This is a genomic window from Streptomyces sp. MH60, assembly GCF_002939385.1.
GTDB lineage: Bacteria > Actinomycetota > Actinomycetes > Streptomycetales > Streptomycetaceae > Streptomyces.
On record NZ_MULI01000056.1, the window covers coordinates 1 to 19,616 of the forward strand.

General features: G+C 72.4%; 21 protein-coding genes. 12 read left to right on the forward strand and 9 right to left on the reverse strand.

What is annotated here, in order from left to right:
• The 4 genes from BZZ08_RS27360 to BZZ08_RS27375 form a co-directional block, all read left to right on the forward strand.
• A partial coding sequence (locus BZZ08_RS27360; RefSeq protein ID WP_133169227.1) for an FUSC family protein occupies positions 1-998 on the forward strand: 998 nt, incomplete at its 5' end.
• A complete protein-coding gene (locus BZZ08_RS27365; RefSeq protein ID WP_104634895.1) occupies positions 998-2,359 on the forward strand; it encodes an amidohydrolase in 1,362 nt (453 codons plus the stop codon). The genes BZZ08_RS27360 and BZZ08_RS27365, both read left to right, overlap by 1 nt.
• Before the next feature lie 161 nt (positions 2,360-2,520).
• Positions 2,521-3,210: a DUF899 domain-containing protein gene (locus BZZ08_RS27370; RefSeq protein WP_104634896.1), complete on the forward strand. Its 690-nt coding sequence runs from the start codon at positions 2,521-2,523 to the stop codon at positions 3,208-3,210.
• 155 nt (positions 3,211-3,365) lie between these two features.
• Complete coding sequence (locus BZZ08_RS27375; protein ID WP_052841564.1) at positions 3,366-3,551, forward strand: hypothetical protein; 186 nt, start codon at positions 3,366-3,368, stop codon at positions 3,549-3,551.
• A gap of 40 nt (positions 3,552-3,591) precedes the next feature.
• Here BZZ08_RS27375 and BZZ08_RS27380 read toward each other — a convergent pair whose 3' ends face one another.
• On the reverse strand, positions 3,592-4,032 hold the full coding sequence (locus BZZ08_RS27380) for a hypothetical protein (RefSeq protein ID WP_446750274.1): 441 nt from the start codon (positions 4,030-4,032) through the stop codon (positions 3,592-3,594).
• Entirely contained in the window at positions 4,023-4,682 is a 660-nt protein-coding gene (locus BZZ08_RS27385) for an ATP-binding protein (protein WP_104634898.1), read from the reverse strand. Before BZZ08_RS27385 ends, BZZ08_RS27380 begins: the two co-directional genes overlap by 10 nt.
• 267 nt (positions 4,683-4,949) lie before the next feature.
• Between BZZ08_RS27385 and BZZ08_RS27390 the strand changes: the two genes are divergently transcribed.
• The 3 genes from BZZ08_RS27390 (at position 4,950) to BZZ08_RS27400 (ending at position 6,985) form a co-directional block, all read left to right on the forward strand.
• Positions 4,950-5,810 carry a helix-turn-helix domain-containing protein gene (locus BZZ08_RS27390; RefSeq protein WP_104634899.1) on the forward strand — a complete coding sequence of 287 codons (861 nt, stop codon included), beginning with the start codon at positions 4,950-4,952 and terminating at the stop codon, positions 5,808-5,810.
• Positions 5,811-6,086, forward strand: a complete 276-nt coding sequence (locus BZZ08_RS27395; RefSeq protein ID WP_104634900.1) for a DUF397 domain-containing protein — start codon at positions 5,811-5,813, stop codon at positions 6,084-6,086.
• Positions 6,087-6,178: 92 nt separating this feature from the next.
• Positions 6,179-6,985 (forward strand): SAM-dependent methyltransferase, encoded by an 807-nt coding sequence (locus BZZ08_RS27400; protein WP_104634901.1) that lies wholly within the window; start codon positions 6,179-6,181, stop codon positions 6,983-6,985.
• A 26-nt stretch (positions 6,986-7,011) separates the two neighbouring features.
• Here the strand turns inward: BZZ08_RS27400 and BZZ08_RS27405 are convergent, their stop codons facing one another.
• Positions 7,012-8,502 carry a glutamate synthase subunit beta gene (locus tag BZZ08_RS27405; protein ID WP_104634902.1) on the reverse strand — a complete coding sequence of 497 codons (1,491 nt, stop codon included), beginning with the start codon at positions 8,500-8,502 and terminating at the stop codon, positions 7,012-7,014.
• Positions 8,503-8,683: 181 nt separating this feature from the next.
• A complete protein-coding gene (locus BZZ08_RS27410; protein WP_104634903.1) occupies positions 8,684-9,163 on the reverse strand; it encodes an anthrone oxygenase family protein in 480 nt (159 codons plus the stop codon).
• Between the two features lie 262 nt (positions 9,164-9,425).
• Here BZZ08_RS27410 and BZZ08_RS27415 point away from each other — a divergent pair, with 262 nt between their 5' ends.
• Entirely contained in the window at positions 9,426-10,073 is a 648-nt protein-coding gene (locus BZZ08_RS27415) for a uridine kinase (protein ID WP_104634904.1), read from the forward strand.
• A 9-nt stretch (positions 10,074-10,082) separates the two neighbouring features.
• Here the strand turns inward: BZZ08_RS27415 and BZZ08_RS27420 are convergent, their stop codons facing one another.
• A complete protein-coding gene (locus BZZ08_RS27420; RefSeq protein WP_104634905.1) occupies positions 10,083-11,210 on the reverse strand; it encodes a magnesium and cobalt transport protein CorA in 1,128 nt (375 codons plus the stop codon).
• Positions 11,211-11,455: 245 nt separating this feature from the next.
• On the opposite strand from BZZ08_RS27420, the gene BZZ08_RS27425 reads away from it, so the two are divergent.
• The gene (locus BZZ08_RS27425) at positions 11,456-12,250 is read left to right on the forward strand and encodes a methyltransferase domain-containing protein (protein WP_104634906.1); all 795 of its coding nucleotides are present in this window, start codon (positions 11,456-11,458) and stop codon (positions 12,248-12,250) included.
• Positions 12,251-12,256: 6 nt separating this feature from the next.
• On the opposite strand, the gene BZZ08_RS27430 is transcribed toward BZZ08_RS27425, so the two are convergent.
• Positions 12,257-13,192, reverse strand: a complete 936-nt coding sequence (locus BZZ08_RS27430; protein WP_104634907.1) for a carbohydrate kinase family protein — start codon at positions 13,190-13,192, stop codon at positions 12,257-12,259.
• Positions 13,189-14,094 carry a pseudouridine-5'-phosphate glycosidase gene (locus BZZ08_RS27435; RefSeq protein ID WP_104634908.1) on the reverse strand — a complete coding sequence of 302 codons (906 nt, stop codon included), beginning with the start codon at positions 14,092-14,094 and terminating at the stop codon, positions 13,189-13,191. Before BZZ08_RS27435 ends, BZZ08_RS27430 begins: the two co-directional genes overlap by 4 nt.
• A 139-nt stretch (positions 14,095-14,233) precedes the next feature.
• Here BZZ08_RS27435 and BZZ08_RS27440 point away from each other — a divergent pair, with 139 nt between their 5' ends.
• Positions 14,234-14,662, forward strand: a complete 429-nt coding sequence (locus BZZ08_RS27440) for a VOC family protein (protein WP_104634909.1) — start codon at positions 14,234-14,236, stop codon at positions 14,660-14,662.
• 20 nt (positions 14,663-14,682) lie between these two features.
• Here the strand turns inward: BZZ08_RS27440 and BZZ08_RS27445 are convergent, their stop codons facing one another.
• Both BZZ08_RS27445 and BZZ08_RS27450 read right to left on the reverse strand, forming a co-directional pair.
• Positions 14,683-15,237 (reverse strand): methylated-DNA--[protein]-cysteine S-methyltransferase, encoded by a 555-nt coding sequence (locus tag BZZ08_RS27445; protein ID WP_104634910.1) that lies wholly within the window; start codon positions 15,235-15,237, stop codon positions 14,683-14,685.
• A 36-nt stretch (positions 15,238-15,273) separates the two neighbouring features.
• Positions 15,274-16,143 carry a glycerophosphodiester phosphodiesterase gene (locus BZZ08_RS27450; protein ID WP_104634911.1) on the reverse strand — a complete coding sequence of 290 codons (870 nt, stop codon included), beginning with the start codon at positions 16,141-16,143 and terminating at the stop codon, positions 15,274-15,276.
• A gap of 290 nt (positions 16,144-16,433) precedes the next feature.
• Between BZZ08_RS27450 and BZZ08_RS27455 the strand changes: the two genes are divergently transcribed.
• Positions 16,434-17,309: an MHYT domain-containing protein gene (locus BZZ08_RS27455; RefSeq protein ID WP_104634912.1), complete on the forward strand. Its 876-nt coding sequence runs from the start codon at positions 16,434-16,436 to the stop codon at positions 17,307-17,309.
• Between the two features lie 40 nt (positions 17,310-17,349).
• A complete protein-coding gene (gene uvrB, locus BZZ08_RS27460; RefSeq protein ID WP_104634913.1) occupies positions 17,350-19,488 on the forward strand; it encodes an excinuclease ABC subunit UvrB in 2,139 nt (712 codons plus the stop codon).
• Positions 19,489-19,616 lie beyond the last annotated feature (128 nt).

A 19,616-nucleotide genomic window follows, 5' to 3' on the forward strand; every position in this document is an offset into this window, starting at 1 on the left:
GCAACACCCACGCCGGGTCGCTGCCCGCGCCCAGCCGGACCGACCCCGCCCTGCGCGCCCTGGACGACGCCCTGCTGCACGCGGCGGCGGCCTTCGACCGGGGCAGGGGCTCCGACCTGCACGTCCGGAGGCGATCGCCCGGCTCCGTGGCGCGCGCCGTGCTCGGCCCGGGCGGGCGGGAGTACGGGCTGCGGGCCGGGCTGTGCTTCGGCGCCAGTGCCGCCGTCGCCCAGGCGCTGCACCACGGTCACTGGTACGGCTCCCACCAGCACTGGTACTGGCTGCCCGCCACCGCCGTCTTCCTCGTCAAGCCCGACCTCGGCCCACTCGTGTCCCGGGTGCTGTGCCGGGCGGCCGGGACGGTGCTCGGGGCGCTGCTGTTCGCCGGGTTCGCGGCCGTACTGCCCCGGCCCGAGGGGCTCGTCGTCCTCGTCGCCGTCTGTGGTGCCCTGGTGCCGGTCGCCGCGCGGCACTTCGCCGCCCAGACCACCGTCGTCACCGTCCTGGTCCTGGCCCTGGTCATGGTGGGCGGCGAACCGCAGGCCTCGGCGGGCCGTATCGGGGAGACGCTGCTGGCCTGCGCGATCGTGCTGGTGGTCGGGCACCTGCCGATGCCGGGGCAGCGGGGCGCCGGCATCCGGGCGGGCATCGACGCCGCCGACGCCGCCGCACAGGCCTACCTCACGCACGTACTGGGCGAGTCCGACGACCGCGCCACCCGGTGGACGCTGCGCCGGGAGGCCTACCGCACCCTCGCCGAGGCCCGCGCCGCCAGTGCCCGCGCCGCCGCCGAACTGCCCGCCCTCGCCCGGCACTCCGAGGGCACCGACGAGGTCGCCGCGGTCCTCGAACGACTCGTCGACACCACCACCGCGTGCGCCGTGCACCTCGACGACACCGGGCGGCTCACCCCCCGCCACACCGAACGGCTCGCCGCGCTGCGGGACGAACTCGCCGAGCGGCGCGGACGCGTGGGACGGCACCGTACGTTGGCGTGATGACGCCTTCCTCCCCCGAGCCCGCCGATCTCGTCATCACCGGCTGCACCGTCCTGGTGCACGACGACCGCGAACGGATCGGCTTCGAGCAGGACGCGGCCGTCGTCGTGCGCGACGGGGCCGTCGACTGCGTGACCACCGCCGCCGCCGGGGCCGCGGTGCCCGCCGCCGAGCGCATCGACGCACGCGGTCAGGTCGCCCTCCCCGGGCTGATCAACTGCCACACGCACGCGCCCATGGTCGCCCTGCGCGGCCTCGCCGAGGACCTGCCCACCGAGGAGTGGTTCAACGACGTCGTCTGGCCCGTCGAGTCCAACCTCACCGCGCGGGACGTGATCCTCGGCGCCCGGCTGGCCTGCGCCGAGATGATCCGCGCGGGGGTCACGACGTTCGCGGACAGCTACTTCCACATGGACGCCGTGGCCACGGTGGTCGACCGGTGCGGGCTGCGGGCCCAGCTGGGGCAGGCGTACTTCTCCTCCCAGGGGCCCGAAGGCCGGGAGGCGTCGCTGGAGTTCGCGCTCCGGTGCCGTGACGGGGCCGGCGGCCGGATCACCACCGCCCTCGCCCCGCACGCCCCCTACACGGTGACCGACGCCGACCTGGCCGCGACCGCGGAACTCGCCCGCGACCACGGCCTGCCCGTGCACCTGCACGCCGCCGAGAACCGCGACCAGACCGACACCAGCCTCGCCCGGCACGGGGTCACCCCCATCGAGGTCCTCGAACGCACCGGCGTCCTCGACACCGACGTGCTCATCGCCCACGGCACCGGCATCACCGAGGGCGACCTGCCGCTCCTCGCGCGCGCGGGCGGCCGTACGGCGGTGGCGACCGCCCCCCGCGGCTACCTCAAGTTCGCCTGGCCCGGCACGACACCCGTGCGCGCGCTGCGCGACATCGGCGTCGCCGTGGGGCTCGCCACCGACGGGGCCGCGTCCAACAACTCCCTCGACGTGTGGGAGTCGATGGCGCTCACGTCCCTGGTCCAGAAGTCCACCGAGGGCGACCCGCGCTGGCTGACCTCCCGCCAGGCCCTCCACCACGCCACCGTGCAGAGCGCCCACGCGGTCGGCCTCGGGGACGCCGTGGGCCGCATCGCCCCCGGGCGGCGGGCGGACCTGATCCTCGTCGACCTCACCGGACCGCACACCCAGCCCGTGCACGACCTCGCCGCCACGCTGGTGCACAGCGCGCGCGCCGCCGACGTGCGCACCACGATCGTGGACGGGCGCGTCCTCATGCGGGACCGCGAACTGCTCACCGTGGACGTGCCCGCGACGGCGCGGGAGCTGGCGGAGCGGCTGCCCGCCCTGACCGACCGCGGACACGGTCGGCGCGTCCAGGAGTACGACACCTGAAAGGCCCGTTCAGAGCCTGTTCAGTGACCTGCTGAAAAGAATCTTGCCGGGCAGCGATGAGTTCCGTTCCGCCCTTCGGTCACCACCCGGACGGCCCGACCGCTTCGGACCGTCGGCCGTCGGACCGAAGCACGACGCACGTCGCACAGGAGGCTGGAGCCATGTCGCTGCCCGAGATCGTCACCCGCGCGGACTGGCGCGCGGCGCGCGAGGCCTTGCTGGCCAAGGAGAAGGCGGCCACCCGCGCGCGTGACGCCCTCAACGCCGAGCGGCGCGCACTGCCCATGGTGGAGGTCGACAAGGAGTACGTGTTCGAGGGCGGCGACGGCAAGGCCACCCTGCTCGACCTCTTCGAAGGCCGCGAGCAGCTCGTCGTCTACCACTTCATGTTCGCGCCCGAGTGGGAGGCCGGCTGCCGCAGCTGCTCGGCGTTCCTCGACCAGATCGGGCACCTCGCGCACCTCAGGGCCCGCGGCACGTCGTTCGCGGCCGTCTCCCGGGCGCCGTATCCCAGGATCCTGCCGTTCAAGGCGCGGATGGGCTGGACACTGCCCTGGTACTCGTCATACGTCAGCGACTTCAACACCGACTTCGAGGTGACCCTGGAGCACGAGGGCGAGCTGGTCGAGCGGCCGGGGCTCAGCTGCTTCCTGCGGGACCGCGAACGGGTCTTCCACACCTACTCGACGTACGAGCGCGGCCTGGACGGACTCGGCTCGACCACCAGCCTGCTCGACCTGACCGCGCTCGGCCGGCAGGAGGCGTGGGAGAAGCCCGAGGGGCGCGCGTCGGCTCTCGGCGCGCCCGCGGGCAGTGGGCGAGTGCGCTATCACGACGAGTACGAGGACTGACACGCTCGGTGGCGAAAACGGCCGGACGGCCGAGGCGTCGTTCACCCTTTGCGGTGAACGGGTGTCAACTGTGTCTCAGTATCATCACCGGGCGAGGTGTTCACCCCATGGTTGGCGTTTGACTCTACGAGTACAGCGCTACATGGAGGTGCGGAGTGAACGGGCGTACGGTGCTCGAACGCTTTCCCGCCGGTGGACCACGAGGATCCTGGCCTGCGGAGGAGTTCGCCCAGGCGCGGCGCCTGGAGGGTCTGCCCGCCGAGGTCGTGATGGACCTCGCCACGGACATGTTCCTGGTCGTCGTGCGCGGCGGCGACGCCGCGGGTGGCGCGGCGGCCTGACACGCCGCCGTCCCGCGCCGACGCGCCGACCGTCCGGCGCCTACGCGCTGACCGTCCGCGACCAGGTCGGCGTCGTGTTCGTCAGCCTGCACAGGGCCAGATACAGCGGGATGGGCGGCGTGTAGGGAACCGTGCCGTCCGAGCGGTGGAGGAGGGCCGGCAGGTCCGAGGTGCCGGGGACGACCGCACCGGTGGCGTAGCGCGCGGGCGCCGGCCATTCCAGGGCGTAGTCGGAGTCGGACGGAACGATCCACCACCAGTGCGTCTCATCGGCGTAGACGCACCCCACGCGCGGCAGCCGGGGCAGCACCTGCTGGCCCAGGAGGGCGGGCACCGCCACCGCGTCGCAGCCCAGCGGTGCCGTCATGCCGTCCGGCACGGGCAGTCTCCGAGGTGTCCCGGCGGTGTGTCGTCCGCGCTGGAGGCGGACCATCGTGTCCAGACCGAGGGGTCGGACGCCGGACGCGGCCCTCATAGCCATTCGGTCCCCGTTCCGCGGAGTGTCTCCCGGGCTTCCCGGCCTTCCCTGCGGCGGGACTCGACCTCGTCCTCGTCCCCCGTGCCGTCCGCGGGGGTGGGCTTCGGCCGGGCGCCCCAGCCCAGGTCGTTGTGGGGCTCCGAGGGGTCGCGCGGTTCTTCGGCCTTGCGTGGCAGCTCGGCCCAGACCAGCAGGCCGGGACCGTGCTCATGGGCGCCCCACGCGTCGCACAGGGCGTCGACGAGAAGCAGGCCCCTGCCGTGCTCGTCCTCGGGCTGCTGATCGGCCGAGGGGTGGGGCTGGCCCGGGGCGCAGCCCTCGTCGCGCACGGCTATGCGGACCAGGTCGGCGGCGTCGTGCAGCTCGCACACTATGTGTCTGCTCGCCGTGTGCACGATCGCGTTGGTCACCAGCTCGGAGACCACCAGGGCCGCGGTGTCACAGGTGTCCTCGCACACCGCCCAGCCGCTCAACCGGGCCCGTGTCAGGCGTCTGGCCTGCGAGGGAGAGCCCGGATGAGCGGCCAGCTCGAAACGGAACCGGCGCTCGGCGGCGGCGGCTCCCGAGGAGCCGGCTCCCATGGCGGCACCGAGGCCCAGGGAGCCCGCGGTGGCGTCTGTTCCTAAGGGCGCGGACGGAATCACGCTTGCCACTATCGCCCCGCCGTGAACACTTGGCAAGTGTCACTCTGAAAAATGCAGAGTGCTGTGTGACGTTCTGGACGGCCGTGGCACACTGCTCGCAACAGCACGTCGAGCGGCGCCACTTCAGGTCGTCGAAGATCCTTCCGGGTTTTCGAACAGACCTTCGAATGGCGCCGCCGGGCTGTCCGCACCAGGACACGCCGGGGCTCGCCGAGGCTGTCCGTACAAGGGAACAGGGACGCAAGGACTCTTTCGGGACTCTTCAGGAGGTGGGCGGTGAGCGAGCCGCGGTCCGCGCCGACGGTCGGCCAGGTCGTACTCGGCCGGCGCCTGCTGGACCTGCGGGAACGTGCCGGTCTCAAGCGCGAGGAAGCCGCCCGCATCCTGCGCGTCGCCCCCGCCACGGTCCGCCGCATGGAGATGGCCGAGGTCGCCCTCAAGATCCCGTACCTCCAGCTCCTGCTGAAGGCGTACGGCGTCGGCGACGAGGAGGCCGAGGCCTTCGTCCAGCTGGCCGAGGACGCCAACAAGCCGGGGTGGTGGCAGCGCTTCCACGACATCCTCCCCGGCTGGTTCTCGCTGTACGTCAGCCTGGAGGGCGCGGCCTCCCTGATCCGCGCCTACGAGCCCCACTTCGTCCCCGGAGTGCTGCAGACCGAGGACTACGCGCGGGGCGTGCTGCGCTCGGGCGCCATCGGGCAGACCCGCCCCGACGACATCGAGCGCCACGTCGACCTGCGCATGCAACGCCAGGAACTGCTCACCCGTAAGGACGCACCCCGGCTGTGGGTCGTGATGGACGAAACCGCGCTGCGCCGCCCCGTCGGGGGCCCGGAGGTGATGCGTGCCCAGATCGACCGGCTGCTCCAGGCCACGAAGCTGCCCAACGTGACGCTGCAGATCGCGCCGTTCTCCAGCGGGCCGCACCCCGGCACGTACGGGCCCTTCGTGCTGTTCCGATTCGCCATGCCGGAACTCCCGGACATGGTCTACAGCGAGTACCTGACCGGCGCCGTCTACCTCGACGCGCGTGCCGAGGTGGCGACCCACCTCGAGGTCATGGACCGCATGGCGGCGCAGGCCGCCACGGCACATCGCACGAAGGAGATCCTCCGGGATCTCCGCAAGGAGCTGTGAATGAACCGCATCAAACCCCAGCGCTCGCCACTGACCCGCGGTGCGCGGATCTACAACGGCATGCCCGCCCGTGAACTGGGCAGCGAGGGCTGGCACAAGCCGTGGAGCGGCGGCAACGGAGGCAACTGCCTGGAGGCCATGAAGCTCGCCGACGGCCGGATCGCGGTACGGCAGTCCACCGACCCGGACGGGCCGGCGCTCATCTACACCTCGGCCGAGATGACGGCGTTCATCGAGGGAGCGAAGGCGGGAGAGGCGGACTTCCTCCTGTCCTGAAACACGTCACCCCGTTGCATGTTCTTTTTAAGCTGTTTGGCATCTGAGTTGATCACCCATCGCGACGAGGACTCGACACCTGGGAGTGCGTCATGACCGGGCAGCACGGCCCCGCCGGGATCGACACGAGCAAGCCGCACCCCGCGCGGATGTACGACTGGTATCTCGGCGGAAAGGACAACTACCCGGTCGACGAGGCGATGGGCCGGCAGATGCTCGCCCTCGACCCGAGGGTGCCGGTGATGGCGCGGGTCAACCGCGCCTTCATGCACCGTGCCACCCGATGGCTGGCGAGCCGCGGCACACGGCAGTTCCTGGACGTCGGCACCGGTATACCGACCGAGCCCAACCTGCACCAGGTCGCCCAGGCGACCGCGCCCGACGCACGCGTCGTCTACTGCGACAACGACCCCATCGTGCTGGCCCACGCGGCGGCCCTGCTGCGCGGCACGCCCGAGGGGGAGACCGAGTACCTCCAGGCCGACGTCCGGGACCCGGACGCCGTCCTGGAGGGGGCCAGGAAGATCCTGGACTTCGACCGGCCCGTCGCGCTGTCCCTGGTGGCGCTGCTGCACTTCGTCCCGGACGAGGACGGTGCGCACGACCTGGTCCGCCGGCTGCTGGACGCGCTGCCCTCGGGCAGCCATCTGGTGATGACCCACGCGACGGCCGACTTCACCCCCGAGGAGTCACGGGCGGCCACCGAGAAGCTCCGTGCCGCCGGGGTCACCCTGGCCCTGCGCTCGCGCGAGGAGTTCACCCGCTTCTTCGCCGGCCTCGACCTGGTGGAGCCCGGAATCGAGGTGCCGCACCGGTGGCACCCCGAACTGGGCGAGCCGGTCGCCGGTCAGCACGACGGCATCATCCCCGGGTACGGGGCGGTGGCCCGCAAGCCGTGACGGGGCGGGCCCGCCGGTGACGCCGCTCAGGCCGTCATCGGCCGGTCGTACGGGCCGACCGGTGCCGGCAGCCGGGTAGCGCCGCCGGACAGGTGGCGGTCGACGGCCGCCGCCACCGCCCGCCCCTCCGCTATCGCCCAGACGACGAGGGACTGTCCGCGTGCCGCGTCCCCGGCGGCGAACACCCCCGGGACGTTGGTCGCGAAGCCCTGGTCCCGGGCGATCGTGCCACGGGGCTCCATCGCCAGCCCGAGACCGTCGACGAGCCCGTCCCGCCGGTCGGGCCCCGAGAAACCCAGGGCGAGGAGGACCAGGTCCGCGGGGAGTGACCGCTCGGTGCCGGGCAGCGGCCGGCGGCCGGCGTCCACACCGACCAGGTGCAGCGCACGCACGTGCCCCCGCTCGTCGCCGGTGAGGCGGAGCGTGGACGCCGCGAACAGCCGGGCGTCCGCGTCCGCCGCCGGCGCGGACCGCAGTTCGCCCGCTTCCTCGTGCGCCGCCGACAACCGGTACAGGCGCGGATACGTCGGCCAGGGCTCCGACTCCTCGTCGCGTTCCGCGCCCGGCTGCGCGTAGATGTCCAGCTGCGTCACGGACGCCGCCCGTTCCCGCACCGCCGTACCGAGACAGTCCGCGCCCGTGTCGCCGCCACCGACGATGACGACGTGCCGCCCGGCGGCGGACAGCGGGGAACGCTCGAGGTCGCCCTCGCACACCCGGTTGGCCAGCGGCAGGTACTCCATCGCCTGATGAACCCCCGCCAGCTCCCGGCCGGGCACGGTCAGCTCGCGCCACGCCGTCGCCCCGGTGGCGACCACCACCGCGTCGTAGCGGGCCCGCAGCCCGGCGGCGTCCACGTCCCGTCCGACCGCCGTCGACGTACGGAACCGCGTCCCCTCCGCCCGCATCTGGCCGATGCGCCGCTCCAGGTGCCGCTTCTCCATCTTGAACTCGGGGATCCCGTACCGCAGCAGCCCGCCGATCCGGTCGTCCCGCTCGTACACGGCGACCGTGTGCCCCGCCCGGGTCAGCTGCTGCGCCGCCGCGAGGCCCGTGGGCCCCGAGCCGATCACCGCCACCGTCCGCCCGGACAGCCGCTCGGGTGGCCGCGGCGGGGCGAAGCCCTCCTCCCAGGCCATGTCGGCGATCGCGCACTCGACGTTCTTGATCGTGACGGCGGGCTGGTTGATGGCGAGCACACAGCCCGACTCGCACGGTGCCGGACACAACCGGCCGGTGAACTCAGGGAAGTTGTTCGTGGCGTGCAGCCGCTCGCTCGCCGCCCGCCAGTCCGACCGGGAGACCAGGTCGTTCCACTCCGGGATCAGGTTGCCCAGGGGACAGGCCTCGTGGCAGAAGGGGACGCCGCAGTCCATGCACCGGTCGGCCTGCCGGCCGACGATCGGCAGCAGCGCCCCCGGGACGTACACCTCGTCCCAGTCCCCGACCCGCTCCCCGGCCGGCCTGCGGGGCCACTCCTCGCGGGGCGTCGTCAGGAAACCCTTGGGATCGGCCATGGCCGTCTTCCTTGCGTGCGCGGTGGCTGGCCGGGCGCCGTGGGGCGGCGCTCTCGCGCTCCACGATACGACCGGCCCGCCCGACGCGCAGAACGCCCGGACGGCCCCCGGCCCGCGGTGCCGCCCGCCACCGGGCGGCACGGGGTGCTCCCTCGGCCCGGGTCCCCCCGCCTCGCCCGACTCAGGCGAGGGCCAGCGTGTACGCCACCGCCGCGGCGGCCGCGGCAGCCGTACGCACGTGGTTCCAGGCCGTCCACTCGCGCACGTACCCGGTCCAGCGGCCGACCGCCTCCGCGGAACCCGGCTCCAGCCGGAGCAGCGCGTCGTTGCGCGGCACGTTGGCCGCCACGGTGACTCCGAACGACCCGACCAGGTACAGCCCGCTGCCCAGCAGCAGCTCCACCGCCGCGTCCTTCGGCCAGACCACCAACGTGACCACGGCGATCACCACGGCCAGCACCGCCGTCCCGAGGAACACGGACATGAAGGCCGGCCGTACCGCGGCCTTGTTGATCGCGTTCATCGCGGCGACCCCCTGTGCGGGCGGCAGCGCGGCCAGCCCCCGCATGACGAAGGTGGAGAACGCGCAGAAGACACCGGCCGTCACACCGGTCCCGAGCACGCCCAGCACCGTCAGCGCCAGATACGGTCCGTCGATCATGTCCTGTCAACTCCCACCCGTCTCAGCTCCCACCCGTCTCAGCTCCCACCCATGTCAGCTCCCACCCGTCGAGCAACCGCCCGTCCGGTGGACGCCGTCCCGGAGCCTCCGCCCGTCGATCACCCCAAGTCAACCTCCGTACCGGCACGGTGACCATGGCCGAGTGCCGCGGGTCCATGTGCGAGCGTCCACGCGGGCGAGGCGGCGACGGGCGGGGCGACCGCCGTGTCGACCGACGCGGGAACTGACGCATCATGGGCGGGTGCGACTGGAAGCGATCACCTGGGACCGGCTCGGCGACCGGCTCGCCGAGCGACTGCTCGACCTGAAGCCCACCGACGGCAGTACCTGGACCCGCGTCGCCCTCGACGGCGCCCCGGCCGCCCGCCCCGGCGACCTCGCCGAACGGGTCGGTGAGGCCCTGCGCGTCCGCGGCCGTCCCTCCCTCGTCGTCGGAACGGAGGGCTTCCTGCGACCCGCCTCGCTCCGTCTGGAGTACGGACACCAGGACATCGAGTCCTATTACAACGGCTGGTACGACACCGGCGCACTGTGGCGCGAGGTCTTCGATCCCCTCGGCCCCGGCGGCGACGGGCGGGTCCTGCCCGACCTGTGGGACCCGGTCACCGACCGGGCCACCCGCAGCCCCTACGTCCCACTCCCTCCCGGCGGTGCGCTGCTGCTCCACGGCCCCTTTCTGCTCCGTCACTGGTTCCCCCTCGATCTGAGCGTCCATCTCGTCCTCACCCCGGGCGCCCTGCGCCGCCGTACTCCCGAGAGCGAGCAGTGGACCCTGCCCGTCTTCGAGCGCTACGACGAGGAGACCGACCCGTCGGGCACCGCCGACGTCCTGGTGCGTGCCGACGACCCACGGCATCCCGCCTGGAGCGGGCTGACCCGGAGCGGCTGAGGCCCTCCCTCAGAGCCAGCCGTTGCGCCTGAAACCCCGGTGCAGCGCCAGGCAGGCGACGGCTATCACGCCTATGACCAGGCCGTAGCCGTACCGCCAGCCCAGCTCCGGCATGTGGTCGAAGTTCATGCCGTACACCCCGCAGACCATCGTGGGCACCGCGACGATGGCGGCCCACGCCGTGATCTTCCGCATGTCCTCGTTCTGCGCGACGGTCACACGGGCGAGGTGGGCCTGGAGGATCGAGTTGAGGAGTTCGTCGAACGCCGCGATCTGTTCGGTGGCCCGCAGCAGGTGGTCGGCGACGTCGCGGAAGTAGGCCCGTATCTCCGGCTCGACCACGCGGAACGGCCGCGTGGCCAGCTCCTCCAGCGGCCGGCCGAGCGGCACCACGGCCCGCCGCAGCTCCAGCAGTTCACGCTTGAGCTGGTAGATGCGCCCGGGGTCGACCCGTGCGCCGTTCTCCGCGAACACCTCCGTCTCGACGCGGTCGACGTCCTCCTGGACCGACTCGATGACGCTCAGGAAGTCGTCCACCACATGGTCCGCGATCGCGTGCAGCACCGCCGACGGTCCCTTGGCGAGCTGCGCCGGATCGGACTCCAGCCCCTCCCGCAACGGTCCCAGCGAGCCGTGCCGCCCGTGCCGCACGGTGATCACGAAGTCCTGCCCGGTGAACACCATGATCTCGCCGGTGCTCACCACCTCGCTCGTGGCCGTCAGTTCCTCGTGCTCCACGTAGCAGACCGTCTTGAACACGGCGAAGAGCGTCTCTCCGTACCGCTCCACCTTGGGCCGCTGGTGGGCCTCGATCGCGTCCTCGACCGCCAGCGGATGCAGCTCGAAGAGCTCCGCCACACCCGCGAACTCCTCGTCCGTCGGCTCGTGCAGGCCGAGCCAGAGGAAGCCCGCCCCGCGCCCGCGCATCCGCGCCACGGCCTCGACCGGATCGCCGCCTTCGGGGGAGCGGACACCGTCCCGGTAGGTCACGCAGTTCACCACGGAGGAGCCCAGCGGGGAACGGGCGTGGTGGCTCAGGTCCACCCGCGGCCGTCGGCGGGCCAGCCGTGCCACCTTCCGGAGGCCGCCGGTCCGTCCCAGCCCCGTGACCTTCCGCAGATTCCCCGCCATGGTCATCCGAATCTCCTCGCGTGGGTCCCCTCGCGCCGTGCTTCCCGCGCCTTGGCCCGCCAGTCTGCCAGGCCGGCGGGCACGGCGAACGAGCCTGTGGAAACGGCGCGTTCCGCTTTGTTCCCGCCTGTGGACAGGCCGCTCGGGGACCGCGCACGCCCCCGCACCGACGGTCCCGGCCGCCCGGAGGAGGCCCTCGTGCCGGAGCGTCGTCCCCTTCGCACAAGCGGGACAACTGGGATGATCGCAGCATGACGCGAACCGACGGATACCTCCTCGACAACGGCCAGTCCGAGGCGGCGGAGCGCTTCGACGCCTTCGCCACGCTCTTCGACCCCACGACGTTCCGGCACCTGGAGGCACTCGGCGTCGGCCCCGGCTGGCGCTGCTGGGAGGTCGGGGCCGGAGGCACCTCCGTGGTGTCGTGGCTGGCCAAGCGGGTCGGACCGACCGGCAAGGTCCTCGCGACGGACATCGACACCTCACGGGTCGTCCCGGCCGGCCGGCCGCCGGTCGAGGTGCGCGTGCACGACGTGGGCGCGGAGGAACCGCCCGGGGAGGGCTTCGACCTGGTGCACGCACGGCTCGTCCTCGTCCATGTCCCCGACCGGGACAGGGCGTTGCGGTCGATGATCAGGGCCTTGCGCCCCGGTGGCCGCCTCCTGGTCGAGGACGCCGACCCGGCGCTCCAGCCCCTGCTCTGCCCCGACGAGCACGGCCCCGAGCAGCAGCTGGCGAACAGGCTCCGGCACGGCTTCCGGCAACTGCTGTCCCAGCGTGGCGCCGACCTCTCCTACGGCCGCCGGCTGCCCCGGCTGCTGCGGGAGGCGGGGCTGCGCCGCGTGGAGGCCGACGCCTACTTCCCGGTCACCTCGCCCGCCTGTACCGCCCTGGAGTCCGCGACGGTACGACAGCTCCGCGACCAGCTGGTCTCCGCCGGGGCCGCCACCCACGACGACATCGACCGCCACCTCGCGAACGTCGCGTCCGGCGGCATGGACCTAGCGACCGCGCCGATGATCTCGGCCTGGGGGCGCAAGGCATAACCCCGGCTACCCGTCGGCCGCTCGCCGGTCGGCCGTTCGCGGCGGTCTCCCGCCCACCCGTTCGACCGCCCGTGCCCCTGCCCGGCACCCGGCGGCCGCCGCCTCCCCGGGCTCCGCGCCCGCGAGCAGTGCGGCGAGGAACGCGCCGGTGAAGGCGTCACCGGCCCCCGTACTGTCCAGGGGCGACGCCGTGACCGCGGGGACCCGTGCGCTCACGCTGCCGGACCGCGCCACCAGGGCCCCTTCCGCGCCCTGCTTGACGATCACCAGCGGAACGTGCCGGCTGAGCTTCGCGGCCGCGTCCGCCGGGTCGGGCAGGCCGGTGAGCAGACACGCCTCGTCACGGCTGGGCAGCAGCACCTCCACGCCCTCGACGAGACCGAGGAAGCGGTCGACGCCCAGCGCGGTGAGGAACCCGGTCGACGCCGGGTCCAGGCTGACCGGCACCCCACGCGCGCGGGCCGCCGACAGGGCGACCGACACCAGGGCGCGGCTCGGCTCCGAGAACAGGAGGTAGCCCGAGAGGTGCAGCCGGCCCGAGCCGTCGAGCAGCGCGTCCGACCAGTCGTCCGGCCCGAGCCGCAGCGACGCCCCGCTGTCGGTGAGGAACGTCCGCTCGGCCGAGTCGGCGGTGTCGACCAGGCAGATCACCGTCCCCGTGGGCGCCGCCGCGTCGACGACGAGGAGCGGCCGCACCCCGCACGCCGCCAGCTCCCGTTCGTGCCATGCGCAGGCGTCGGTGCCCACCCGGCCCAGCAGCCGTACCTCCTCGCACCCTTCGTGCGCGGCCCAGCAGGCCACGTTGGCCCCCGCCCCGCCGGGCAGCCGCCGGACCGAGGCGGCGGTGTCCGTGCCGGCGGCCAGCGGTCCCCGGTGCCGGGCGACGACGTCCGTGACCACGTCCCCGACGACCAGCAGCGCACCGCCCGGCGCCACGCTCACGCCCCGGTCCAGGCCGCGGCGATCCGGGCCGCCAGCCGCACGTTCCCCCGCACGGCCGCCAGGTTGGCGCTCAGTGAGGCGCCGTCGGTGAGCCGTACCAGGCGCTCCAGGAGGAACGGCGTGACCGCCTGGCCCGTGACCCCCTCCGCCTCGCAGGCGTGCAGCGCGTCGGCGAGCACGCGCGCGTGGAGCGCCGGATCGAGCTGCTCCTCCTCGGGCACGGGGTTGGCGACCACGAGCGCGGACCGCGGCCCGCCCAGCGCGTCCTGCGCCCGCATGACCGCCGCCACCTGCTCCGGGCCGTCCAGCGTCCAGTCCACCGGATGTCCCGAGTCGGAGAGGTAGAAGCCGGGGAAGCGGTCCGTCCCGTACCCGGCCACGGCGACCCCCAGCGTCTCCAGCCGTTGCAGGGTCGCCGGTACGTCCAGGATGGACTTCACGCCCGCGCAGACCACCGTGATCCGGGTGCGGGCCAGCAGCCCCAGGTCGGCCGACTCGTCCTGCGTCACCGTCCACTCCCGGTGGACGCCGCCCAGCCCTCCGGTCGCGAACACCCGTACGCCCGCGAGGTCGGCCAGCAGGGCGGTCGCCGACACGGTGGTCGCCCCGCTCGCGCCGGAGGCCACCGCGAGCGGCAGGTCCCGGTGCCCCAGCTTGCGGATGCCGTCCTCGTTGGCGACCCGCTCCAGTTGCTCCTTGTCCAGGCCGACGTGCGGCCGTCCGTCCAGCACCGCGATCGTCGCCGGTACGGCGCCCTCGCGCCGCACCGCGTCCTCCAGCTCCCGCGCCACCAGCAGATTGCGCGGGCGCGGCAAGCCGTGCGCGATGATCGTGGACTCCAGGGCCACCACGGGGCGATGGGCGTCCAACGCCTCCCGTACCTCTTCCGACACCACCAGCATCACGAGCCTGCCTCCCGCCGACGGTTCTCCCTCAGCTCCGGTCTCCCTCATCCCTGGCGGGCGGGGGACGCCGCCAAACCCCGCCGGTGCCGCGACGGACCCCTTGCGGCGCCGGGGACCGGCCACGAGCCTGGGAGTCATGACGGACAACACGACACGCCTCGACCACGTCGTCCTCTGGGTGCGCGATCCGGTCGCCGCGGCCGGCTTCTACGAGAAGAACCTGGGTCTCGAACCACTGCGGGTCACCGAGTACGCCGCGGGGACCGTGAGCTTCCCCTCCGTGCGTCTCAACGACGAGACCATCCTCGACCTGGCACCGCACGCCATGGCGGACCGCATGCGCGTGGTCCCCGGCGCCGACGCCAGTGCCGGGCATCCCGTCAACCACCTCTGCGTGTCCCTGCCCGCACCCGATTTCGACGCCCTGCGCGCCCGCCTGCAGGAGCAGTCCATCCCCGTCTCGGACCTCTCGCACGACTCCTACGGCGCCCGCGGCCTGGCCAGGCGGAGCTTCTACTTCGGCGACCCGGACGGCAACATCATCGAGGCCCGCCACTACGAGTAGCCCCGGCCGCTGTCCGCCCCTCAGAACAGCGGCTCGGGCAGCACGCCCTCCAGCGCGAGCAGCCGCCGCTTGGTGTCCACACCGCCGCCGAACCCGCCAATGCCGCCGTCGCTCTCCACGACCCGGTGGCACGGCACGACGACCGGCAGCGGATTGGCCCCCATGGCCATGCCCACCGCCTGCGCGGCGCCCGGCTGCCCCACCCGGCCGGCCAGGTCGCCGTAGCCGGCGACCTGGCCGTAGGGGACGCCGGACGCCAGCTCGCGCAGCACCTGGCGGTTGAAGCCCGAGATCAGCGACCAGTCCAACGGCACGTCGAAGTCCCGCCTGCGGCCCGCGAAGTACGCCTCCACCTGGTCGGTCGCCTCGGCCAGCAGCGGCGAACCGGGCGCCTCGACGGGCTCCGTGCCCAGCCGGGCCGCGAGCCTTTCGAGCGCCCGGTCGCGGGTGGCGTCGGTGGCGTGGAACACCACGTTGACCAGACCGTCGCGGGTGGCGGCCAGCAGCAGCGGACCGATGTCGGTCCCGACGACGGTCCACACGACCTGCTGCTCGTACTGCCCAGGGCTGTCCATGCGCCCACCGTACGGCCCGCCACTGACAACGCCGGGTCAGTCCACGGCGTCCCGCACCACGTCGGGCTTGTTGGTGATGATGCCGTCGACGTCGTACCCGGCGACCCGGCGCGCGGTGTCCGCGTCGTTCACCGTCCAGGTGAGCACCTCCAGCGGCCTGCCGTGCGGCCCGGTGAACGCGTGGACCGCGGACACGTAGCTCATGGAGAGCGAGCTGTACGAGGGGTTGATCTGGTCGGCGAACTCCGCGTACGCCGGCAGCTCCGAGACGGCCGGGGTGCCGAGGAACCCGGTCTTGACGGCGGGCTTGAGGTCGTGGACCGTCCGGATGCTGTCGGCGTCGAAGCTCTGCACGACCAGCCGCCCGGCCACGTGCCGCCGGTCGAGCCAGCCCTCGTTGGCGAGGACCTTGAGGGTCTGCCGCTCGATGCCCGGGTACAGCCCGGGGCTCTTCAGCTCCAGGAGCAGCTTCTGGTGGTTGTGCTCCACCCGGTCCACGTACTGCTCCAGCGTCGGCACGCGCGCGCCCGCGTACTCGGGCCCGAACCAGCTCCCCGCGTCCAGCCGCGCGATCTCGGCGGCCGTGAAGTCCTTCACCTTCCAGGGCGACCGGTCCGGGAAGACCTCTTCCACGTCGGTCGTACGGTTCAGGGTCTCGTCGTGCAGGACGACGAGTTCGCCGTCCCGGGTGCGCTGGACGTCGTTCTCCACCCAGCGGATGCCCAGCTCGGCCGCCCGGTCGACGGCGGCCAGCGTGTTCTCCGGCGCGTACCCGGAAGCGCCCCGGTGGGCGACGACCGTGGGGCCGTCGTCGCCCGCTCCGTCGCCCCGGGCGTGCGAGAGGGGAGCCGTGAGGGCGACTCCAAGAAGGGCGGTGGTCGTGACGGCTACTGCGCGCACGTGCATGCGTACTCCTCGCGTCGAACGATCACGGACAGCACCACTGTGACACCGGAGAGTCAACAAGAGAGGGGTGCGGAGTGGCCACCGGCTGAATGGAGTTGCTCAACTACGCTCACGGGGACGGCACAACTGGGGCGAGGCCGTGATTCTTTGCCGGAGAATCGTTCGTCCATTCCGGTGGAAGTCATACTCTCTGCCTCGACCCTGATCGTTCGCGCGATCCTGGGAGGGGGCGCACATCAGGAGAATCCGGGACACCACCGGGGCGTAAGAAGGCGGAAGGGCAGCCGCACATGCACACCACGGTCCACGGATTCGGCTACGGACTCGTCACACCGCTGGCCGCCTACCTCATGGCGTGCCTCGGCGGTGCCCTCGGCCTGCGCTGCACCGCCAGGGCGATGCTGGTCACCCGCTCCTGGCGCCCCGGATGGCTAGCCCTGGGCTCGGCGGCGATCGGCTCCGGCATCTGGACCATGCACTTCATCGCGATGATGGGCTTCACGATCGAACACACGCCGATCCGCTACGACTGGCTGATGACCTTCGCCAGCCTGGCGGTCGCCATCGTCATGGTGGGGGTCGGGATCTTCATCGTCGGCTACCGGGGCGCGAGCGGGACGGCCCTGTTCACCGGCGGCACCGTCACCGGCCTGGGCATCGCCTCGATGCACTACCTGGGAATGGCCGGGATGCACCTGGACGGACAGCTGACGTACAACACCTTCACCGTCGCCGTGTCCGTCGGCATAGCCATGGCCGCCGCCACCGCCGCCCTGTGGGCGGCCGGACAGGTCCGGGGCTTCCTGTGGAGCGTGGGCGCCGCCCTGATCATGGGGCTGGCCGTCACCGGCATGCACTACACGGGGATGGCCGCCGTCGAGGTCCACGTCAGCGGCACGGCCGAGCCCTCCACCGGCGGCTCGCCCGCCGAACTGCTCGCCCCCATGCTGATCGGTCCCCTCGCCTTCCTCCTCCTCGCCGGCGTCGTCGTCGTGCGCGACCCGCTGATGGTCATGGGGAAGCCCGCCGCGGCCCCCGTCCAGCGGAAGCCGGGCATCCCCGCCCACACCGAGGGCGCCCGCACGATCCGCCACCCGGCGCACCACCCCGCGCGCCGCACCCGCCCCCTCGTCCACCGGCGCCCCCGCACCCCGCAGAACCGCTGACCGGGACCCGTTGTCAGTGCGGGGTCGTACGGTGGAACCCATGCGGCCCGTTTCCCAGATCGAACGCACGGTGGCGCCCTTCGAGGTCGTCAGCCCGTACCAGCCCAACGGCGACCAGCCGGCGGCCATCGCCGAGCTGGCCCGGCGCGTCCAGGCAGGCGAGAAGGACGTCGTCCTGCTGGGTGCGACCGGCACCGGCAAGTCCGCCACCACCGCGTGGATGATCGAGAAGCTCCAGCGCCCCACCCTGGTGATGGCGCCGAACAAGACCCTCGCCGCCCAGCTGGCGAACGAGTTCCGCGAGCTGCTGCCCAACAACGCCGTCGAGTACTTCGTCTCGTACTACGACTACTACCAGCCCGAGGCCTACGTCCCCCAGTCGGACACCTACATCGAGAAGGACTCCTCGATCAACGAGGAGGTGGAGCGACTGCGCCACTCCGCCACCAACTCGCTGCTCACCCGCCGTGACGTCATCGTGGTCGCCTCCGTGTCCTGCATCTACGGCCTCGGCACGCCGCAGGAGTACGTCGACCGCATGGTCCCGCTGCGGGTCGGCGAGGAGCACGACCGGGACGAGCTGCTGCGCCGCTTCGTCGACATCCAGTACACGCGCAACGACATGGCCTTCGCCCGCGGCACCTTCCGGGTGCGCGGCGACACCATCGAGATCTTCCCGGTCTACGAGGAGCTGGCCGTCCGCATCGAGATGTTCGGCGACGAGATCGAGGCCCTGTCCACGCTCCACCCGGTCACCGGCGAGATCATCAGCGACGACCAGCAGCTGTACGTCTTCCCGGCCTCCCACTACGTCGCCGGCCCCGAGCGCCTGGAGCGGGCGGTCAACGACATCGAGAAGGAGCTGGCCGAGCGTCTGACCGAGCTGGAGAAGCAGGGCAAGCTCCTGGAGGCCCAGCGGCTGCGGATGCGCACCACCTACGACATCGAGATGCTCCGCCAGATCGGCTCCTGCTCCGGCGTGGAGAACTACTCGATGCACTTCGACGGCCGCTCGCCCGGCTCCCCTCCGAACACGCTGCTGGACTACTTCCCGGACGACTTCCTGCTCGTCATCGACGAGTCGCACGTCACCGTCCCGCAGATCGGCGCCATGTACGAGGGCGACGCGTCCCGCAAGCGGACCCTGGTCGACCACGGCTTCCGGCTGCCCTCCGCGCTCGACAACCGCCCGCTGAAGTGGGAGGAGTTCCAGGAGCGCATCGGTCAGACGGTGTACCTGTCGGCCACCCCGGGCACCTACGAGCTCTCCCGCTCGGACGGCGCCGTCGAGCAGATCATCCGCCCCACCGGCCTGGTCGACCCGGAGGTCGTCGTCAAGCCCACCGAGGGCCAGATCGACGACCTGGTGCACGAGATCCGCAAGCGGACCGAGAAGGACGAGCGCGTCCTGGTCACCACCCTCACCAAGAAGATGGCCGAGGACCTCACCGACTACTTCCTGGAGCTCGGCATCCAGGTCCGCTACCTCCACAGCGACGTCGACACGCTGCGCCGCGTCGAGCTGCTGCGCGAGCTGCGCGCCGGCGAGTACGACGTCCTGGTCGGCATCAACCTGCTGCGCGAGGGCCTCGACCTGCCCGAGGTGTCCCTGGTGGCGATCCTCGACGCCGACAAGGAGGGCTTCCTGCGCTCCGGCACCTCCCTGATCCAGACCATCGGCCGCGCGGCGCGCAACGTCTCCGGCCAGGTCCACATGTACGCGGACAAGATCACGCCGGCGATGGAGAAGGCCATCGACGAGACCAACCGCCGGCGCGAGAAGCAGGTCGCGTTCAACAAGGCCAACGGCATCGACCCGCAGCCGCTCCGCAAGAAGATCAACGACATCGTCGCGCAGATCGCCCGCGAGGACGTCGACACCGAACAGCTCCTCGGCTCGGGCTACCGCCAGGTGAAGGAGGGCAAGGGCGCCAAGGCTCCCGTGCCCGCGCTGGGCGGCCAGGCGAAGGGCGGAGCCAAGACGGCCAAGGGCAGGGCCAAGGAAACAGCCGTGACCGACCGTCCCGCGGCGGAGCTGGCCGAGCAGATCGAGGACCTCACCACCCGTATGCGGGCGGCTGCGGCCGACCTCCAGTTCGAGATCGCGGCCCGGCTGCGCGACGAGGTCTCCGAGATGAAGAAGGAACTGCGCCAGATGAAGGAGGCGGGCCTGGCCTGACGGCCCGTCCGGGGCACGCGCTGTGTTGCAAGACCGACACAAAGCACGGACCGGGGTGGGGCGCTGTCAGTGCCTCTGCGTAGGGTTCTGGTCAACCGCGCAGAGCGCGGCAACAGGGGACAGTTCGA

Coding starts and splice junctions, on each gene's coding strand:
- BZZ08_RS27410 (WP_104634903.1), bottom strand. CDS start 9,163: ATGATCGACGGACCGTATCTGGCGCTGACGGTGCTGGGCGTGCTCGGG.
- BZZ08_RS27440 (WP_104634909.1), top strand. CDS start 14,234: ATGACGGACAACACGACACGCCTCGACCACGTCGTCCTCTGGGTGCGC.
- BZZ08_RS27380 (WP_446750274.1), bottom strand. CDS start 4,032: ATGGCTATGAGGGCCGCGTCCGGCGTCCGACCCCTCGGTCTGGACACG.
- BZZ08_RS27450 (WP_104634911.1), bottom strand. CDS start 16,143: ATGCACGTGCGCGCAGTAGCCGTCACGACCACCGCCCTTCTTGGAGTC.
- BZZ08_RS27435 (WP_104634908.1), bottom strand. CDS start 14,094: ATGCTGGTGGTGTCGGAAGAGGTACGGGAGGCGTTGGACGCCCATCGC.
- BZZ08_RS27395 (WP_104634900.1), top strand. CDS start 5,811: ATGAACCGCATCAAACCCCAGCGCTCGCCACTGACCCGCGGTGCGCGG.
- uvrB (WP_104634913.1), top strand. CDS start 17,350: ATGCGGCCCGTTTCCCAGATCGAACGCACGGTGGCGCCCTTCGAGGTC.
- BZZ08_RS27370 (WP_104634896.1), top strand. CDS start 2,521: ATGTCGCTGCCCGAGATCGTCACCCGCGCGGACTGGCGCGCGGCGCGC.
- BZZ08_RS27365 (WP_104634895.1), top strand. CDS start 998: ATGACGCCTTCCTCCCCCGAGCCCGCCGATCTCGTCATCACCGGCTGC.
- BZZ08_RS27420 (WP_104634905.1), bottom strand. CDS start 11,210: ATGACCATGGCGGGGAATCTGCGGAAGGTCACGGGGCTGGGACGGACC.
- BZZ08_RS27405 (WP_104634902.1), bottom strand. CDS start 8,502: ATGGCCGATCCCAAGGGTTTCCTGACGACGCCCCGCGAGGAGTGGCCC.
- BZZ08_RS27425 (WP_104634906.1), top strand. CDS start 11,456: ATGACGCGAACCGACGGATACCTCCTCGACAACGGCCAGTCCGAGGCG.
- BZZ08_RS27455 (WP_104634912.1), top strand. CDS start 16,434: ATGCACACCACGGTCCACGGATTCGGCTACGGACTCGTCACACCGCTG.
- BZZ08_RS27445 (WP_104634910.1), bottom strand. CDS start 15,237: ATGGACAGCCCTGGGCAGTACGAGCAGCAGGTCGTGTGGACCGTCGTC.
- BZZ08_RS27400 (WP_104634901.1), top strand. CDS start 6,179: ATGACCGGGCAGCACGGCCCCGCCGGGATCGACACGAGCAAGCCGCAC.